Annotated in this window: 10 protein-coding genes; all 10 read right to left on the reverse strand. The window is 67.7% G+C overall.

Annotated elements, in window-relative coordinates; translation table 11 throughout:
* Positions 1 to 28: 28 nt before the first annotated feature.
* Positions 29 to 1,138 (reverse strand): toxic anion resistance protein, encoded by a 1,110-nt coding sequence (locus RTY46_RS14450; RefSeq protein ID WP_312709210.1) that lies wholly within the window; start codon positions 1,136 to 1,138, stop codon positions 29 to 31.
* Between the two features lie 44 nt (positions 1,139 to 1,182).
* A complete protein-coding gene (locus RTY46_RS14455) occupies positions 1,183 to 1,884 on the reverse strand; it encodes a hypothetical protein (protein WP_312709212.1) in 702 nt (233 codons plus the stop codon).
* On the reverse strand, positions 1,881 to 7,256 hold the full coding sequence (locus RTY46_RS14460; RefSeq protein WP_312709214.1) for a DNA repair ATPase: 5,376 nt from the start codon (positions 7,254 to 7,256) through the stop codon (positions 1,881 to 1,883). Before RTY46_RS14460 ends, RTY46_RS14455 begins: the two co-directional genes overlap by 4 nt.
* Positions 7,257 to 7,341: 85 nt before the next feature.
* Positions 7,342 to 9,360, reverse strand: a complete 2,019-nt coding sequence (locus tag RTY46_RS14465; protein WP_312709215.1) for a hypothetical protein — start codon at positions 9,358 to 9,360, stop codon at positions 7,342 to 7,344.
* Positions 9,357 to 10,031, reverse strand: coding sequence for an OB-fold-containig protein (locus tag RTY46_RS14470; protein WP_312709216.1), 675 nt, complete (start codon positions 10,029 to 10,031; stop codon positions 9,357 to 9,359). Before RTY46_RS14470 ends, RTY46_RS14465 begins: the two co-directional genes overlap by 4 nt.
* Before the next feature lie 185 nt (positions 10,032 to 10,216).
* Positions 10,217 to 10,873 carry a phosphoribosylanthranilate isomerase gene (locus RTY46_RS14475; protein WP_108750241.1) on the reverse strand — a complete coding sequence of 219 codons (657 nt, stop codon included), beginning with the start codon at positions 10,871 to 10,873 and terminating at the stop codon, positions 10,217 to 10,219.
* Positions 10,870 to 11,640: a tRNA pseudouridine(38-40) synthase TruA gene (gene truA / locus RTY46_RS14480; protein WP_312709218.1), complete on the reverse strand. Its 771-nt coding sequence runs from the start codon at positions 11,638 to 11,640 to the stop codon at positions 10,870 to 10,872. The genes RTY46_RS14475 and truA overlap by 4 nt, the downstream gene beginning before the upstream one ends.
* Before the next feature lie 32 nt (positions 11,641 to 11,672).
* Positions 11,673 to 12,032: a VOC family protein gene (locus RTY46_RS14485; RefSeq protein WP_312709220.1), complete on the reverse strand. Its 360-nt coding sequence runs from the start codon at positions 12,030 to 12,032 to the stop codon at positions 11,673 to 11,675.
* Between the two features lie 21 nt (positions 12,033 to 12,053).
* The gene (locus RTY46_RS14490) at positions 12,054 to 13,988 is read right to left on the reverse strand and encodes a FimV/HubP family polar landmark protein (RefSeq protein ID WP_312709221.1); all 1,935 of its coding nucleotides are present in this window, start codon (positions 13,986 to 13,988) and stop codon (positions 12,054 to 12,056) included.
* Positions 13,989 to 14,195: 207 nt separating this feature from the next.
* The gene (locus RTY46_RS14495; RefSeq protein WP_312709223.1) at positions 14,196 to 15,224 is read right to left on the reverse strand and encodes an aspartate-semialdehyde dehydrogenase; all 1,029 of its coding nucleotides are present in this window, start codon (positions 15,222 to 15,224) and stop codon (positions 14,196 to 14,198) included.
* Positions 15,225 to 15,238: the final 14 nt, after the last annotated feature.

The following is a 15,238-nucleotide window of genomic DNA, read 5'->3' on the forward strand; positions in this document are numbered from 1 at the left end:
TTCAATGACGGCGGTGATCGCCCGCCGATCAGGGGGCGGTGGGAGCGACCAGGCGCTGCTGCAGATCTTCACGCAGGCGCGCCAGTTCGACTTCGGCCTGCTGGCGCTGCTGCATGCCTTCGCGGTGGATGCTGCGGACTTCTTCCACGGTGGCGATCAACTGGTCGTGGACGTGGCGCAGGGTGGCCACGTCGATCACCCCGCGCTGGTTGCTGCGCGCGGTATCCACCGAGGCCTGGCGCAACAGGTCGGCATTGCGGCGCATCATCTCGTTGGTCGCATCGTCGATCGAGTTGGCCAGTTCGGCCGCGTTCTTCTGCTCGCCCAGCGACAGCTGGATGGCGAACTGGCGCTTCCACGAGGGAATGGTGATCTCGCGCACCGTGTTGAACTTTTCGATCAACTGCAACGCGTTGGCCTGGATCAGGCGGATCATCGGCAGCGACTGATCGGCAGCATGCTGCATCAGCAGCAGGTCGGACACGCGTTTTTCGATGAGGCGGATTGCATTGTCGATTTCGCTCTGGCGGATGCGCTGCTGCGGGTCGTCACTGCCCTGCCCGGCCAGCTGTTCAGCCTGCAGTTCGGCCAGCCGTTGCTTGCCAGCGGCGACATACAGGCCCAGCGCATGGCGCTCCTCGCGCACGATATCGTGCATGCGATCGAATTCACCCACGCGCTTGCCCATCAGCGCCTGCTGCATGCCGACATCGCCCAGCAGCTGCTCGATCTGCGCATTGGTGTCGCTGAACTTCTGCACCAGCTCACCCTTGGAGGATCGCAGGCGGTCGATCAGGCCACCGATGATCGGCACCTTTGATCGCTGGGAGAAGCTGTCCAGTTTCAGGCTGCGCGCAATGCGCACGACCTCGCCCAGTTTCTCGCCGCTGGCATCCAGATCGCGGTTGCGCACCTGGTCCAGCAGCTGGCTGGAAAACGCCGCGGTGCGGGTGGCGGCTTCACGCCCGAACACCTGCAGGTTGCCGGGGCGAAGATCGTCCAGCTCCTGGCGGATCTGCGCGATGCGCGGCAGGTCGGCCGGTACCAGACCAAGGGCCTGCAGCGTGCTGTCGTCAATCGTGGCAGGGACGGCAGTGCTCGGCACGAGGCCGCTGTTGCTGTGGCTGTCCTGGGTCATGGGGCAGTCTCCTTGCAGATGGTAATGCGGCAGCGGCGGCCGGCTCAGCGCAGTCTAGCCTGAGCAGCAGCCACTTCGTGATCGATCTGGGCCTGCAGGTCAGCAGCCTGTGCAACCTGCGCGCTACGGGCCTGGGTCTGGCCAGCCAACGCCGCCTGTCGCCAGGCGGGCAGCAGGGTGTCGTGGATGTGGGCAAAACGCTGCAGCAAGGCCTCATCCTGCTCGTTCAGCAGCTGTAACTGCCGCGCGTCCAGCGCGCGCAGGGCCGAAAGCCGTTGCAGGTGGTCCACCCGCGCGGCCAGCCCGGCCTGTGCGTGGCCGGGCAGCGTCGCCAGCATTGGACGCGCGGCATCGGCCCACTGCTGCAGTGCCTGCGCAGCTGCCTGGGCGTGGGCGATTGCGGACTGGCGCTGCTGCAGGTGCCCCTGCAGCCGCTGCGCCTGCTCACGCGCCTGCAGCACCAGCACCCCCAACTGCGACTGCAGCTGCTGCGCCTGCGCCTGGCGGGTGACGTCGCGGCCCAGCAGCCGGCCCCACCAGCTTTCCTGCTGGCGCAGCCGTGCCGGGTCGGCCGCCTGCACGGCCAGCGCGATGCGTGCCAGCGCCTGCACCAGGCCCTGTCCATCGCCGACGGCGGCGGCGGGCTCATCGGCCTGCAGCGCGCGCAGCAGCGGTGCGCCATAGTCGGCCAGTGCCGTGGCATCGGCGCTGTCAGGCAACTGCGGCGTGGGCAGGTGCGGGCTCACGGCAGCGGCGGTGGCCGCGGCATATCGTCGGCGCTGGTGTCCGGCGGCAGTGATTCGCCATAGAAGTGGCGCATCAGTGCTTCGTCCAGCGCGCGCTCTTCCGGCGTGGACGCACGGCGCACACGTGGCCGCCGGCGCAGGTCTGCCACCGGCTCGGACTGCACCTGCTGCCGCGCCCAGCCGGCAAAGGCCGCCAGGGTCTGCGACAGCTGCAGCTGCTGTTCCTGCGAGGACACGAGCACCTGCAGCAGCGGCGCCAGGCCGGCCTGCAGATCTTCGGCCAACGGCGGCGCCTGCACCACGGCAGGCGCGCTGGGTGTCGCTGCCGCAGGGCGCACCTCAGCCAGGCGCTGCAGCGCGTCCAGCAGGGCCGGCCACGGCGCCGGTTCGGCGGGCGGTGCCGGGGCTTGCACGGGCGCAGGCGGCGGCAACTGCAGTGCGCTGGCAATGTCAGCCAGCTGCGCCACCACCCGCCCACCGACATCGCCTTCGTCGGCGCCCATGGCCTTGTTGCGCAGGAAATCGCGCTTGATCTGCGCCCAGCGCTGCGCCTGCGCGTCATCCAGCACGCCACGCAGTTCCCCCAGCTTCAACAGGTTCTCTTCGGCGCCGGTAGTAAGCAGCTGCGCCTCGCCCAGGTAATGGTCGGAAATCAGCTGCTGCAGCTCTTCCTCGTTCATCACCGGCGAGATCTTCTCGGCCAGCTTGTTCATGTTGCGATAGCTGCCCTGCAGCCGGAACGGCGGCTCGGTGCGGTAGCGATCGTCCTGCGCGGCGCTGGCGATGTACTGCTGGTTGACCCGGTAGACCACGTCGCGCACCCGCAGCATGCGCTGCAGGGTGGCGGTGATCTCGTTCACCTCGGCGCCGCTGTAGGCGTGGCTGAGACCATTGGTGGAGACGTCCTTGCCCATCGCGCGATCGACCAGCAGGTAGAGGTCGGCCATGTCCCGCGTCGCCAGCGGCGCCAGCACCGGGTTGGAGGTGAGGCTGTTCTCGATGTAGCTGAGCGTGAAGGCCGCCTCCATGCCACCCAGCACGTCGCCCAGGTTGTAGATGTCGGCGCGGTTGGCCAGCATGTCCGGAATCTTGAACACCTCGCCGGACTCGGTGTACGGGTTGCCGGCCATGACCACGCAGAACTTCTTGCCGCGCATGTCATAGGTGCGGGTCCTGCCGCGCCACACGCCCTCGATGCGGCGCGTGCCATCGCACAGCGAAATGAATTTCTGCAGGAACTCCGGATGGGTGTGCTGGATGTCATCGACATACAGCATGGTGTTGTTGCCCATCTCCAGCGCCAGGTTCAGCTTTTCCAGTTCCTGCCGCGAGGTGGCATCGGGCGCCTGCTGCGGATCGAGCGAGCGCACTTCATGGCCCAGCGCCGGCCCGTTGATCTTCATGAAAACCAGGCCCAGGCGATGCGCCACGTATTCCATCAGCGTGGTCTTGCCGTAGCCGGGCGGCGAAATCATCATCAGCAGGCCCATCAGGTCGCTGCGCTTGTTTTCGCCCACCGTGCCCATCTGCTTGGCCAGGTTGTCGCCGATCACGCCCAGGTAGACGTCGTTGATCAACTTGTTGCGCACGAACGAAGACAGCGGTCGCGGCTTGAATTCGGACAGGCGCAGGGTGTCGCGTTCGCGGGTGATGATGCCCTGGCGCACGCTCTGGTAGGCATGGAAGGACGGCACGAAGCGCTGCAGGTGGTGCTGCAGGCGCGATTGGAAATCGTCCAGCGTCAGCACCAGAGTGCCGCCGTGGATGCGCGGATGCTCGCCCAGCAGCCCCTTCACTTCGGCGCGCAGGACGGCCTCGCTGGCTCGCGTGCGCAGTTGCCGCTGCACCAGCAGCAATGCCGCAGCCTCGTCCACGTAACCGGCGTGCGCGGCCTGCGCCGGCAGGCCCGCCAATGCACGCAGCCACTGCCCGGCGAGCGCCCAGCGGGTGGCCAGCGGGTCCTGGCTGCGCTGCAGCGCGCGCTCGAACGCATCGCGCTGGCCGGCCTGTTCCAACTGCTGGGACAACGCGTCAAGCAAAGCCTGTGCGTGGCGGCTGATGCTGAACACCGGCTCGCCATTGCGCAGTTCATCGGCCAGGTAGGCCGCGGCATCGGCGGCCATGTCGGCGTCGAACGGAAGGCCGTTTGCCTGTGCGTGGTGATGCAGGGCCTGCGCCATTTCCGCGCGCAGCGCCTGCCGCCCTTCGTCCGAACCAAACAGACGGGCGATGGTGTCTGCGCCTGCCTGGCGGCTGGGCCACTGCGCCACGGCATCCTCGCGCTGCTGCGCGGCCCAGAACAACAGGGCCAGCGCGCGCACGCGCGGCGCATGCCGCAGCGGACCGGCGGCCTGCTGCAACGGCAACAGCGCGCGCAGGATCAGCGCAGCGTCGTGATCGTGAATGCCGCGTTCGTAGCCCTCGCGGTAGCGCGGTGCGGCAAACGCACGCACGCGTTGGTCCAGCGCGTCCGGCTCGGCGGCATCGTGCAGCAGCTGTGGCAGATCCAGGCCGTCGCGTCCCTCTTCTGCTGCGCGCAGCAGGCAGCCGGCAAGGTACTCGCTGCGGTAGATGGCTTCGGATTCCGAGTCCAAGGTGACCGGCCAGAATGGCTTCAGCGCGTCCAGTTCCGGGTCGTGCAGGGTTTCCAGGAAGTCGGTGCCGGTCAGATGGATGGCGAGCGTATCGCCGCGCGGCAGCAGGGTCAGATCAAGCGCCTGGGTGTTCACGCTGAAGCGATGACGCGGGCCCAGCCGCACCACATTGCCGCCGGCTTCGTACAGGTCGCTGCGATCGCGCAACTGGCGCACGGCCTGGTCGCGCACGCCCTTCAGGCGGGCCTCGATATCGTCGGCCTTCACATTGTCGCGCAGCGCACGCAGGCGCTCGGCCAGTTCGCGCAGCTTGAGGATCAGCGGATCGCCGGCGAAGAAGGCATTCAGTTCGTCGGCGCTGGCGAAGCGCTCAGTGCGCTTGGCCAGGCCGTCGAGGATGCGGTTGGCCGCATCGAGCACCGAGCGCGCCTTGCGCTGGCGGTCATCCAGCAGCGCCTGCTTGTGCGTATCGAAGGCCTCAACCAGCTCTTCACGCTTGCTCAGGATGTCGCCGAGGAACTGCTCATGCTCGCCGAACTGGCTTTCCAGCTCTTCCAGCTGCACCAGCAACCGCGACAGCTGGTCATCGGCTTTTTCCGGATCGCTGGCCATGGCCAGCGCGCTGGTGATGGACTGCGAGAACAAGGCGAACTGTGCGGCAAACTGCGCCACCGACTCGGCGCTGCCCAGGGTCTTCCGGCGCTGCTCGGCACGGGCGCGGGCCTGGTTCAAGCGGCCATACAGGGCGGAAATGGCTTCCACCACGCGCGTACGCGCAGTGGCGTCGTCCACCTTCAGCCCGGCCATCAGCTGCGACAGCATGTCCAGATCGGCGGCCATGTCACGCAACCCCTGCAGCTGCTCGTCCAGCAGGCGCGCACTGGCGGCCTGCTGGGCCGCTTCATCCAGCGCCTGCAGGCGCGCAGCCAGCGGCGCCAACGCCGCGTCACCGGCCAGGAAGCTGCCGGTGGCCGCGCCGACCCGCTCGTGCGCCTGCACCAGCTCGGCGCCCATCGTCTCGATGCGGTCGGTGTCGATGTAGCGCAGTTCGCGCAGGGTCAACAGGCGGCCACGCAGCGCGGTGATGGCATTCAACGCCTCGACGAAGGCCTGCACCTCGTTCCAGTTTTCCGGCTGCAGCCGGCCCAGCAGTGCCTTGTACGCCGCTTCGGCCTCGGCCATGGCCTGCGCCGACTGCTGGCGGATCGACTGCACTTTCTCGTATTCGTCCAGCACCGATTCGCCGGTGGCGCTGATCTGCCGCAGCAGCGCTTCGGCACCGTCGCAGGCCTCGTCGCCCAGCCAGTGGTGGGCGTCGAACAGCCGGCGGGTGTCGGCCACCAGCCGCTGGTAGCGCTGCACCGACACGTCCTGGCCGTCGATCTCGCGCGCCAGGTTGAACAGGTTGGAAATGCCGCGCACCAGTTCGGCGTTGCCGATGCGGCCCATGAAGGTGTTGCCCGGCGGCCGGCTGGCAGCGAATTCGTCACTGCTGAAGGGCGTCTGCCAGACCTGCATCGGGTGGATGCGGGTGGGCTCGGTGCCTTCGGCGTTGAACAGCACCATGCGCCCATCCTGCATGAACGCATAGCCGTGGCCGAACACCGGGTTCTGCAGCACGCGCTGGATGGTGTTGTACACGAACAGGGCCGAGCGGCCGCCTTCGCGCTCATAGAAGATGTACAGCACGTCCTCGCCGTTGGGCGAACGGATGCTGCGCTTGAACTGCATGCCGGCCATGGACGCATCGAAGGCCTTGTGCTCGCCGCCCTGCAGGTAGTAACCACCGGGGAAGATCACGCCGTGGTCTTCGGGCAGCTGCACGCAGGCCTGCACGATGGCATCGTTGCGCACGATGGCGCCGGTGAGGGTGTTGTAGATCAGGCCGCGCCAGACCGTTTCGCGGTACGGCAGCACCTTCAGCAGCAGCAGCGAGCCGACCCGGGCGAACTCGAACTGCGCATCGTCCAGTGACTGGGTGCTGTCTTCCACCGGCTCGCTGTAGATGCCCTGCCCGGTCTCGGTGTTGTTCTCCACCTTGATGGTCAGGTCGCCACCGGTGGTTTCCACGAACAGGGTGTCGAGGATGTTCAGGTGCGAATGGCGGCCGTTGACCGCAAGATCGCGGGTCGCCTTGGTCCATTCGAAGTCGAACGGCGGCGGCAGGGCGATGTCACGCTCACCGCGTGCATCCAGGTAGGTCAGCTCGCCCTCGCGCGACAGCGCCCAGCGGAACACGCGCACATCGCTGCTGCGTTCACCGATCTGGAACGAGGCCAGCAGCTTGTCCCCCACCACGATCAACTGCAGCAGGCGCGCGTGCTTGTAGTAGGCGTACAGCTCGTTGAAGTCGTGTACGAAGCCAGGCTGGTCGAGGAAGCTGCCTTTCAGCTCCAGCGTGGCCACATCGTAGCCATCGGGCCCCTGCACCAGGCGATACAGGCCGAACACATCCTCGATGCGGGTCTGGGTCTTCAGCCCGATGAACACGTTGTAGCCGAACAGCAGGCGATCGGGACCGACCTGCACGATGTCGCGGCCGACGCAGTTGTTCTCGCTGCGGATGCGGAAGCGACCGACCACCTCCAGGCGGCTGTCGCCGAACTCGGCCAGGCGCTGCTGGTTCAGCGTTTCGGCCAGCGCCTGCAGGCGCTGGCCCTGTTCGACCAGGCGACGGCGAAGGACTTCGTAGGCGCCGCCCTGGGCGACGGCCTGGTCGACGGTGTCGGCGGCCACCGCCGCGGTGGCGCTGTCGGCGGTTGAATTCGTTTCAGACATCAGCAGGCTTCCAGCTCACGGATGGGTGGCCGCTGGGGCGGCCGCCGCGGGCGTGCGGTGACCCTGACGGCCACCGCACGGTGCATCAACGGACGCTGTCGACCACGGTGGCCGACACGCTCGGCACCGCGTCGGCGTCCTCGGCGATCTGCCGCGGTGCCGGCTCGGCCACGGCCACGCCCAGGTAGCGCTGCATCAGCTCCTGCACGATCGGGCTCTTGCCGGCGAAGCCTTCGATCGACTTGCCCAGCGACACGGCCTTGACCAGATTCTCGAACATGCCGCCGTCGCCGCCGACCAGATCGATGTCGGCGTTGCGCAGCGCGCTGGCGATGACGTTGGCGTTTTCGCGCGAGACTTCCTTGCCCGCCTCGATCGAGGCCAGCGCCTGCTTCAGGCTGTTGTCCAGCATCATGCGGAACTCTTCGTGGCCACGCGCCTGGTCGCTGAGCGAGGCGATGGCTTCGAACTTGCGCACCAAGCCCTCGGCCTCGGCCAGCAGCTTCTTCTGCACCACGCCGGCCTCGGCATTGCCCAGCGATTCGGTGGCGGTGGCACGGGCCAGGCCCATCTTCTCCTCGCCCTGCGCCTGCGCCTGCAGGGTCTCGGCCAGCACACGCGCCTCGTTGCTGCCCTGCTTCAGGGTGGCATCGGCCTTGGCTTCGATCACGCGGGCCTCGGCAATGCCGACCTTCTCGATGGCCAGCGCCGACGCTTCGCGCACCTGCGCTTCGGCCAGGCCGGGTGCGGCCTGTTCGGCGCGGAATGCATCGGCCAACAGGCGCTTGGCTTCGGCCTGCTTGCCAGCGGCTTCGTGCTCGGCCTGGGCCAGGGTGGTCAGCTCCACTGCGCGGTGCTTGGAGGCGGTTTCGCGCGCCTGCGCTTCCTTCACTTCGCGCACCAGCGCTTCCTGCGCCTTGGCTTCGGCTTCCAGGATCAGCACCTGCTTCTGGCGGTCGGCCTCGGACACTTCGCGCACTTCCTTGATGCGCTCCTCTTCCTGGGCCACGGTCTTGTCGATGGAGATGCGTTCGCGGGTGATGTTGGCCACGTCCATCTTGCCCTGTTCGACAACCTTGTCACGCTCCACGCCCTGCAGCTGCACTTCGCGGTCGGTGGTGACCTGTTCCAGCTGGCGGGCGCGTTCCACCCGCTCGGCCTCGATGGCCACGGCACGCTGGCGGTTCTGTTCGGCCACTTCCACTTCGCGCAGGCGGTTCTGGTCGCGGATCTCGATCAGCTGCTGCGCTTCGATGCGTGCGTTCTCGGACAGCTGGCGCTGCTCTTCCTGCACCTTGGCGGTCTCGGCTTCCTCGCGCGCACGGATGGTTTCGATCTCGCGCTTCTGCCGCGCTTCGGCCTCGGCCTGCTGGCGTTCCAGGGCCAGCAGCGCCTCGCGGGCCTCCACGTTCTTCTTGGTGATGGCGAGCTTTTCGTTCTGTTCCAGCTCGTTGGTCACCACGTTCTGCGCAGCGGTCAGCTCGGTGATCTTGCGGATGCCCTGCGCATCGAGGATGTTGAACTGGTCCAGCAGCGCCTTCGGCGTCTGTTCCAGGTAATCGATGGCCACGTCTTCCAGCACATAGCCGTTCAGGTCGTTGCCGATCACCGCGATGATCTCGTCGCGGAATTCCTGGCGCTTCTCGAACAGTTCGGTGAAGTCGAATTTCTTGCCGACTGTCTTCAGCGCCTCGGAGAACTTGGCGTTGAACAGTTCGTCCACCGCGTGCTTGTCCGAGGCACGGTCGGCACCGATGGCCTTGGCCACGCGCAGCACGTCGGCCTGGGTTTCGTTCACCCGCAGGTAGAAGGCCACGGCGATGTCGGCGCGCATGTTGTCGCGGCAGATCAGGCCTTCCTTGCCACGGCGGTCGATCTGCAGGGTGATCAGGCTGATGCGCATCAGCTCGGCGCGGTACAGCACCGGAATGATGAGCGCGCCGGTGAAGTGCACCTTGGGCGTGGAACTCATGTCGTTGACGATCAGGGCCACGCCCTGGTCGACCTTGCGGTAGAACGCCTTGAACAGACCCGCCAGGCCGAGCAGGCCCACCAGGACGGTGACCAGAATGATCAGGAAGGGGGCCGCGCCTGCGAAACTCATCGGTGATTCTCCTTGTTGCCCGGAAGCAGGTTGTCCTGGAAATCGAGGGCGACCGCATCGGCGCGGACTACCCGGTAGTAATGCTGTTCGGCCACGTGCTCGACCAGCACGATGCGCTCGCCACGCTGCAGTTCGATGTCGCTGCGCACCTGCAGGACCAGCCCGGCCCCGCCGTCGTCGACGGTGGCATGGCCACTGCGCGCATCCACTTTCGGCGAGGCGACCACGCCCAGCCGGCCCAGCAGCGATGCCTGCGGCACCGGCTGCAGGCGCAGCAGGAAGCGGCGGATCGGGCGCAGCAGCAGGGCGGTGAGCGGCACGCCCGGCAGCGGTGCCAGCAGGGCCACACCGGTGCCGATGGTCCAGCGCAGCAGGTCCGGCAGCGGCAGCAGCAGATAAAGGTGGACGAAATAGGTCAGCACCCAGCCGAACAGGGCAAGCATCGTGACCACGACCATGACCGGCACGCCGCCCAGGCCGAAGCGCTGCAGCAGGGCGGACAGACCGTGCAGATCGGTGCCGCCGTCGAGCGCGCCATCGGCGCCAAGATCGCCAAACCCATCGTCAACCAGGCCAAAGGCGGCAAGCCCCCAATACACCAGCGCCACCGACAGCACCACGCTGTACGGCAGGGTCGGGTAACCGAACACTACGGTCAGGAACTCCTGCATCGCTTGCCTTCCAGGGCTGTGGGCGCGACACGCCCGTTCGGATACCGCCGGTGGCGGCCCCGTCGATCCCCGCCACGGCCCTCATGGCCGCAGCGTTCCCTTTTATCCTATGTGAAGAGGACGTGCAGGGACAAATGTGAAGACCCCAGGCGGCGACCGTTGCAGCCGCGCCCTGGCCTGCAGGATCAGTCCAGCACGGTGCAGTCGGCGCTGCGGACTTCTTCCACGAACGTACGCATCTTGTAGCCGTCCTTGATGCCCGGCTCGACTTCGATGCCGCTGGACACGTCCACGCCCCATGGCAGCGTGGCCAGCACGGCCTCTTTCACATTGTCCGGGGTGAGCCCACCGGCCAGCAGGAACGGCCGGTGCAGACCGGTAGGAATGCGCGCCCAATCGAACGCCACGCCGGTGCCGCCGCCACCACCGGGCGCATGGCTGTCGAACAGGAAGCCGGCCGCACTGGGGTAACGCAGTTGCAGCGTGCGTGCGTTGACCTCCTCGCGCCCGCCCATGGCAATGGCTTTCAGATAGGGCATGTTGAAGCTGCGGCAGAAGCTTTCGTCTTCCTCGCCATGGAACTGCAGCAGGGTCGGCCGCACGGTGCGCAGGACCTCGCGTACCTCTTCCTTGCTGTTGTTGCGGAACAGCGCCACCACATCGACCATCGGCGCGATCGCCTGGCGCATGGCGCGGGCCTCGGCCGGGGCCACGCGACGGCTGCTTTCACGGGCGAAGATGAACCCCACCGCATCGACGCCCAGTTCACCGGCCAGGCGCACGTCGCCGGCGCGGGTCATGCCACAGAACTTGATGCGGGTGCGGTAGTACGAACGGCTCATAGAGTGACCTCGGCGGGCAGGTGCCAGTTGTCGGGGTACAGTGGCCCCAGGAACACCAGTCCCTGCGGGGGAGCGGTGGGCCCGGCCACGGTGCGGTCGCGTCCGGCCAGCAGTTCGGCGATCCATTCCACGGGTTTTTCGCCGCTGCCGACCAGGATCAGCGAACCGACGATATTGCGAACCATGTGATGAAGGAATGCATTGCCCTGCACGGCCACCTCGATCACCTCGCCCTGGCGGCTGACCTGCAGCGACTGCAGCTCACGCCGCGCATGCAGGGCCTGGCACTGCACCGAGCGGAACGCGCTGAAGTCGTTCTCGCCCAGCAATGCCTGCCCGGCCTGGTGCATCAGCGTGGCATCCAGCGCACGGCGCTCCCAGCTCAGGGTCTGCCGGTCCAGGGCCGGGCGCACCTCGCGGTTCAGCAGCCGGTAGCGGTAACGCCGGGCCCGGGCCGAGAAGCGGGCGTGGAAATCATCGGCCACCGGTACGCACCAGCGCACGGCGATCGCGCGCGGCAGGCGGGTGGTGGTGCCCAGCATCCAGGCGCGCGGGTCACGCACCACCTCGGTATCGAAATGGACCACCTGGCACTGGCCGTGCACGCCGGCGTCGGTACGCCCGGCACAGACCACCTGCAGCGGCGCGTCGGCAACCGATGACAGGGCCTGTTCCAGGCTGGCCTGCACGCTGGGACCACCTTCGCCCAGGTTCTGCCAGCCCCTGAAATCGCTGCCGTCATATTCGACGCCAAGCGCGTAACGCATGTGCTACCTCGATCTTGCCTTGGGGGTGGCGGTCAGGCCGGGTCTCGCTCGGACCAGACCGCCAGTTCGTTGCCGCCCGGTTCGATGAACTGGAAGCGGCTGCCGCCGGGGAAGGAAAACACCTCGCGCACGATGCGGCCGCCGGACTGCTGTACCGCGCTCTGCACCGGCAGCAGCTGGTCGGCATAGAGCACCAGCAGCGGCGCACCGGTGCTGGCCTGCTGCGGCGCTGCGCGGAAGAAGCCGCCCTGCAGGCGGCCATCGTCGAAGGCGGTGTAATCGCTGCCGTAATCGACGAACGACCAGCCGAACACCGTCTCGAAGAACGCACGGCTGGCGGCGGGATCGCTGGAAGCGAATTCAACGTAGTCGATGCGGTGTTCGCGGCTCATGGCAGGTTCCATCACGTGGATTCAGTCCAACCGGGCCAACAATTCACGCGCCTGCGCCTGGCAGTGCAGGTCGCCCTGCTCGGCCACTTCCTGCAGCAGGGTGCGCGCGGTCTGTGCGTCGCCCAGGTCCAGATAGGCGATGGCCAGTTCCAGCCGCTCCTGGCCGGGGCGTGGCGCCCAGTCGTGCGCTTCGGGCGGCGGCGGTTCGGGCAGTTCACCGTCGGTCTCGTGCGCGTCTGCAGCCTGCGCATCGTCATGTGCTTCGGCCGGCAGGTCGAACACGCCGCGGAACTGCGGCTGCTGCTCGGCGTGCAATGCGTAATCGGGCACGGCCACGGCCTCCGTTGCCGATGCGTCCGCATCCAGCGGCGCGGGCGCGGCTTCCGGTTCCGGCGCCACCCACTGCGGCGGCAGGTCCACGGCGGCCGGCACCTCGTCTTCGGGCGCGCCAGCAGGTGCGATGACCTCGAATGCTTCGGCGCGCGGCGGGTCGGTGTCGGCCGCAGTGGCCCACTCCGGCATCGCCGGTTCCTGACGGCCGTCGCCCGGCGCGGTGGATGCCCACGCCGACTGCTCGGCCAGGGTATCCAGAGCGGCACCGGCAGGCACGGCTGCAGCCAGGGCCGTGGCATCACCTTCGTCACGCAGCGGCGGCAGGGGCGAGGGCTTGCGCCGGCGCATCAACCACGCGCCGCCGGCCACGATCAGCAGCAACGGCAGGCCCAGCCAGTACCAGGGCGTGCCTGCGCTGGCGGCCTCCGGCGGCTGCGCCAGACGCTGCTGGGCAGCGGCCAGATCGTTGTCCTTCAGCGCGATCAGCGACTGCTGCTGGTCTTTCAGCTTTTCCAGTTCGGCCACGCGCTGCTTCAGCTCGCCGATCTCGGCATCGCGGGTGGCGATGTCCTCCTTGGCCTGGCGCAGTTGTTCATTGCCGAGCATGTCACCCTCGCTGCCGGCCGCAGTGCCGGTGGTTGTGCCCGCATGCGCGGCGTCGGCCGCCAGCGCAGGAGCGATCTCAAGACGTGCGCCAGTGGCGGCTGCCGGTGTGGCCGACGCAGGGGTGGCGACCGCGGCGGGCGCACCGGCCGGCTGCGGCACGGTGCGTGCCTGCCGCCATTGCGCCGCATGTTCGCGCAGCATCGCTGCCGCTTCGGCCGCATCGACCGCCGCCAGCGTGGCCTGGTCCGGCACGCGCAGCACCGCACCCTGCTTGAGCAGGTTGGCGTTGCCGCGGATGAAGGCCTCGGGGTTGGCACGCAGCAACGCAATCATGGCGCGGTCGCGGCTGACCTGGTTGCCGCGCGCGACCGCGTCGGCAATCTGCGACAGGGTCTGGCCCTGCTGCACGGTCACACTGCTGGCGGCGGCCACCGGTGAAGGTGCGGGCGCCCGGCGTGTCGTCGGGCGCGTGGCGCCGGGCGCCGGTGTTGCGACCGCTGCGGGCGGGGCCGCGGCCGGTGTCGCCGTGTCCCGGGTGATCGTGTCTGGCAGCATGCCTGCCGGTGCCACGATTTCCGGCTCGGCCACGGCCAAGGCGCTGGACGGCGCATCCACCAGCGCCGAGTACTCGCGTACCAGCCGGCCCTGGCCCCAGTCGGCTTCGATCAGGAAACTCAGCGACGGGGTCTCGACCGGGGTCTGCGAAGTCACCCGCACCACCGCCCTGCCCTGCGCGTTGGTGCTCAATTCGAACTGCAGTTCGCTGACCAGCCCGGTGGGCCGCTGCAGGCCCACGCGCTCAAAGGTGACCGGCGACGCCAGGGCCACCCGCAGGTTTTCCAGTTCGGAGGGGTCGGCCGATACCACCGGGATCTCGGCCAGCAAAGGCTGGCCCGGGCGCGACAGTACGCGGATGTCGCCCAGCCCCAGGGCCATGGCCGAACTGCTGGCCAGGGCCAGCAGTGCCGCGGAAAGATAGGTGAGCGGGCGTCGTGCGCCCTGGGCCCGTTTGTTCATGGGCGACACTATAAAGCGTGCGGACCAGGGTCCGCACCCACCGATTGGGGCGGTCCGCCCCCACCGTGTGGGGCAATACCGCTCATCGGGTGGCGACGATGCCCCGTAGAGTCGAGCTTGCTCGACTGCCTTCAACGCCGTCGAGCAAGCTCGGCTCTACGAAGGGCGGAGGCAGTCGAGCGTGGCTCGACTCTACAGAAGCAGGTGTCAGCGCTGTTCGGCGGCGACCAGCTCGGCCAGCTGCACGGCATTCAGGGCGGCGCCCTTGCGCACGTTGTCCGACACGATCCACAGGTTCAGGCCGCGCGGGTGCGACAGGTCTTCGCGGATGCGGCCAACGTACACCGCGTCGGTGCCCGAGGCATGGGTGACCGGGGTCGGGTAACCGCCCGCTTCATGGCGATCCACCACTTCCACGCCCGGCGACTGCTCCAGCAGCGCACGCGCTTCGGCCACGGTGACCTTGTCGCGGGTTTCGATCGCCACCGATTCGGAATGACCGTAGAACACCGGCACGCGCACCGCGGTCGGGTTCACCAGGATGCTCTCGTCGCCGAGGATCTTGCGGGTTTCCCAGACCAGCTTCATTTCTTCCTTGGTGAAGCCGTTGTCCTGGAAATCGTCGATGTGCGGAATCAGGTTGAAGGCGATCTGCACCGGGAAACGCTGCGGGTCGATCTCCTGGAAACTGAGCAGCTGGCCGGTCTGCTTGCCCAGCTCTTCCATCGCCGAACGGCCACCGCCGGACACCGACTGGTAGGTGGACACGTTGATGCGCTCGATGCCGTACTTGCGGTGCAGCGGCGCCAGCGCCACCAGCATCTGCATGGTCGAGCAGTTCGGGTTGGCGATGATGCCACGCGGACGGTTGCCGATCTGGTCCGGGTTGACCTCGGACACCACCAGCGGCACGTCGTCGTCGTAACGGAAGGCCGAGGAGTTGTCGATCACCACCGCACCGGCGGCGGCGAACTTCGGTGCGTACTCCTTGGACACACTGCCGCCGGCCGAGAACAGGGCGATTTCAACGCCGCTGGGATCGAAGGTGGCCAGGTCCTGGATCTTGATCTTCTGGCCTTCGTATTCGACTTCGCCACCGGCCGAGCGCTCGGAGGCGAGCAGGCTCAGGGTGCCGACGGGGAAGCCGCGCTCGGCCAGGATGGACAGCATGGTCTCGCCGACTGCACCGGTGGCGCCGACGATGGCGACGTGGTAGCTGCGTTGTGCATTGCTCATGGGGGAACTCTCAC

Origin of the sequence: Stenotrophomonas sp. (assembly GCF_032056425.1) — a bacterium.
GTDB lineage: Bacteria > Pseudomonadota > Gammaproteobacteria > Xanthomonadales > Xanthomonadaceae > Stenotrophomonas.

Coding starts and splice junctions, on each gene's coding strand:
- RTY46_RS14450 (WP_312709210.1), bottom strand. CDS start 1,138: ATGACCCAGGACAGCCACAGCAACAGCGGCCTCGTGCCGAGCACTGCC.
- RTY46_RS14460 (WP_312709214.1), bottom strand. CDS start 7,256: ATGTCTGAAACGAATTCAACCGCCGACAGCGCCACCGCGGCGGTGGCC.
- RTY46_RS14465 (WP_312709215.1), bottom strand. CDS start 9,360: ATGAGTTTCGCAGGCGCGGCCCCCTTCCTGATCATTCTGGTCACCGTC.
- RTY46_RS14470 (WP_312709216.1), bottom strand. CDS start 10,031: ATGCAGGAGTTCCTGACCGTAGTGTTCGGTTACCCGACCCTGCCGTAC.
- RTY46_RS14475 (WP_108750241.1), bottom strand. CDS start 10,873: ATGAGCCGTTCGTACTACCGCACCCGCATCAAGTTCTGTGGCATGACC.
- truA (WP_312709218.1), bottom strand. CDS start 11,640: ATGCGTTACGCGCTTGGCGTCGAATATGACGGCAGCGATTTCAGGGGC.
- RTY46_RS14485 (WP_312709220.1), bottom strand. CDS start 12,032: ATGAGCCGCGAACACCGCATCGACTACGTTGAATTCGCTTCCAGCGAT.
- RTY46_RS14490 (WP_312709221.1), bottom strand. CDS start 13,988: ATGAACAAACGGGCCCAGGGCGCACGACGCCCGCTCACCTATCTTTCC.
- RTY46_RS14495 (WP_312709223.1), bottom strand. CDS start 15,224: ATGAGCAATGCACAACGCAGCTACCACGTCGCCATCGTCGGCGCCACC.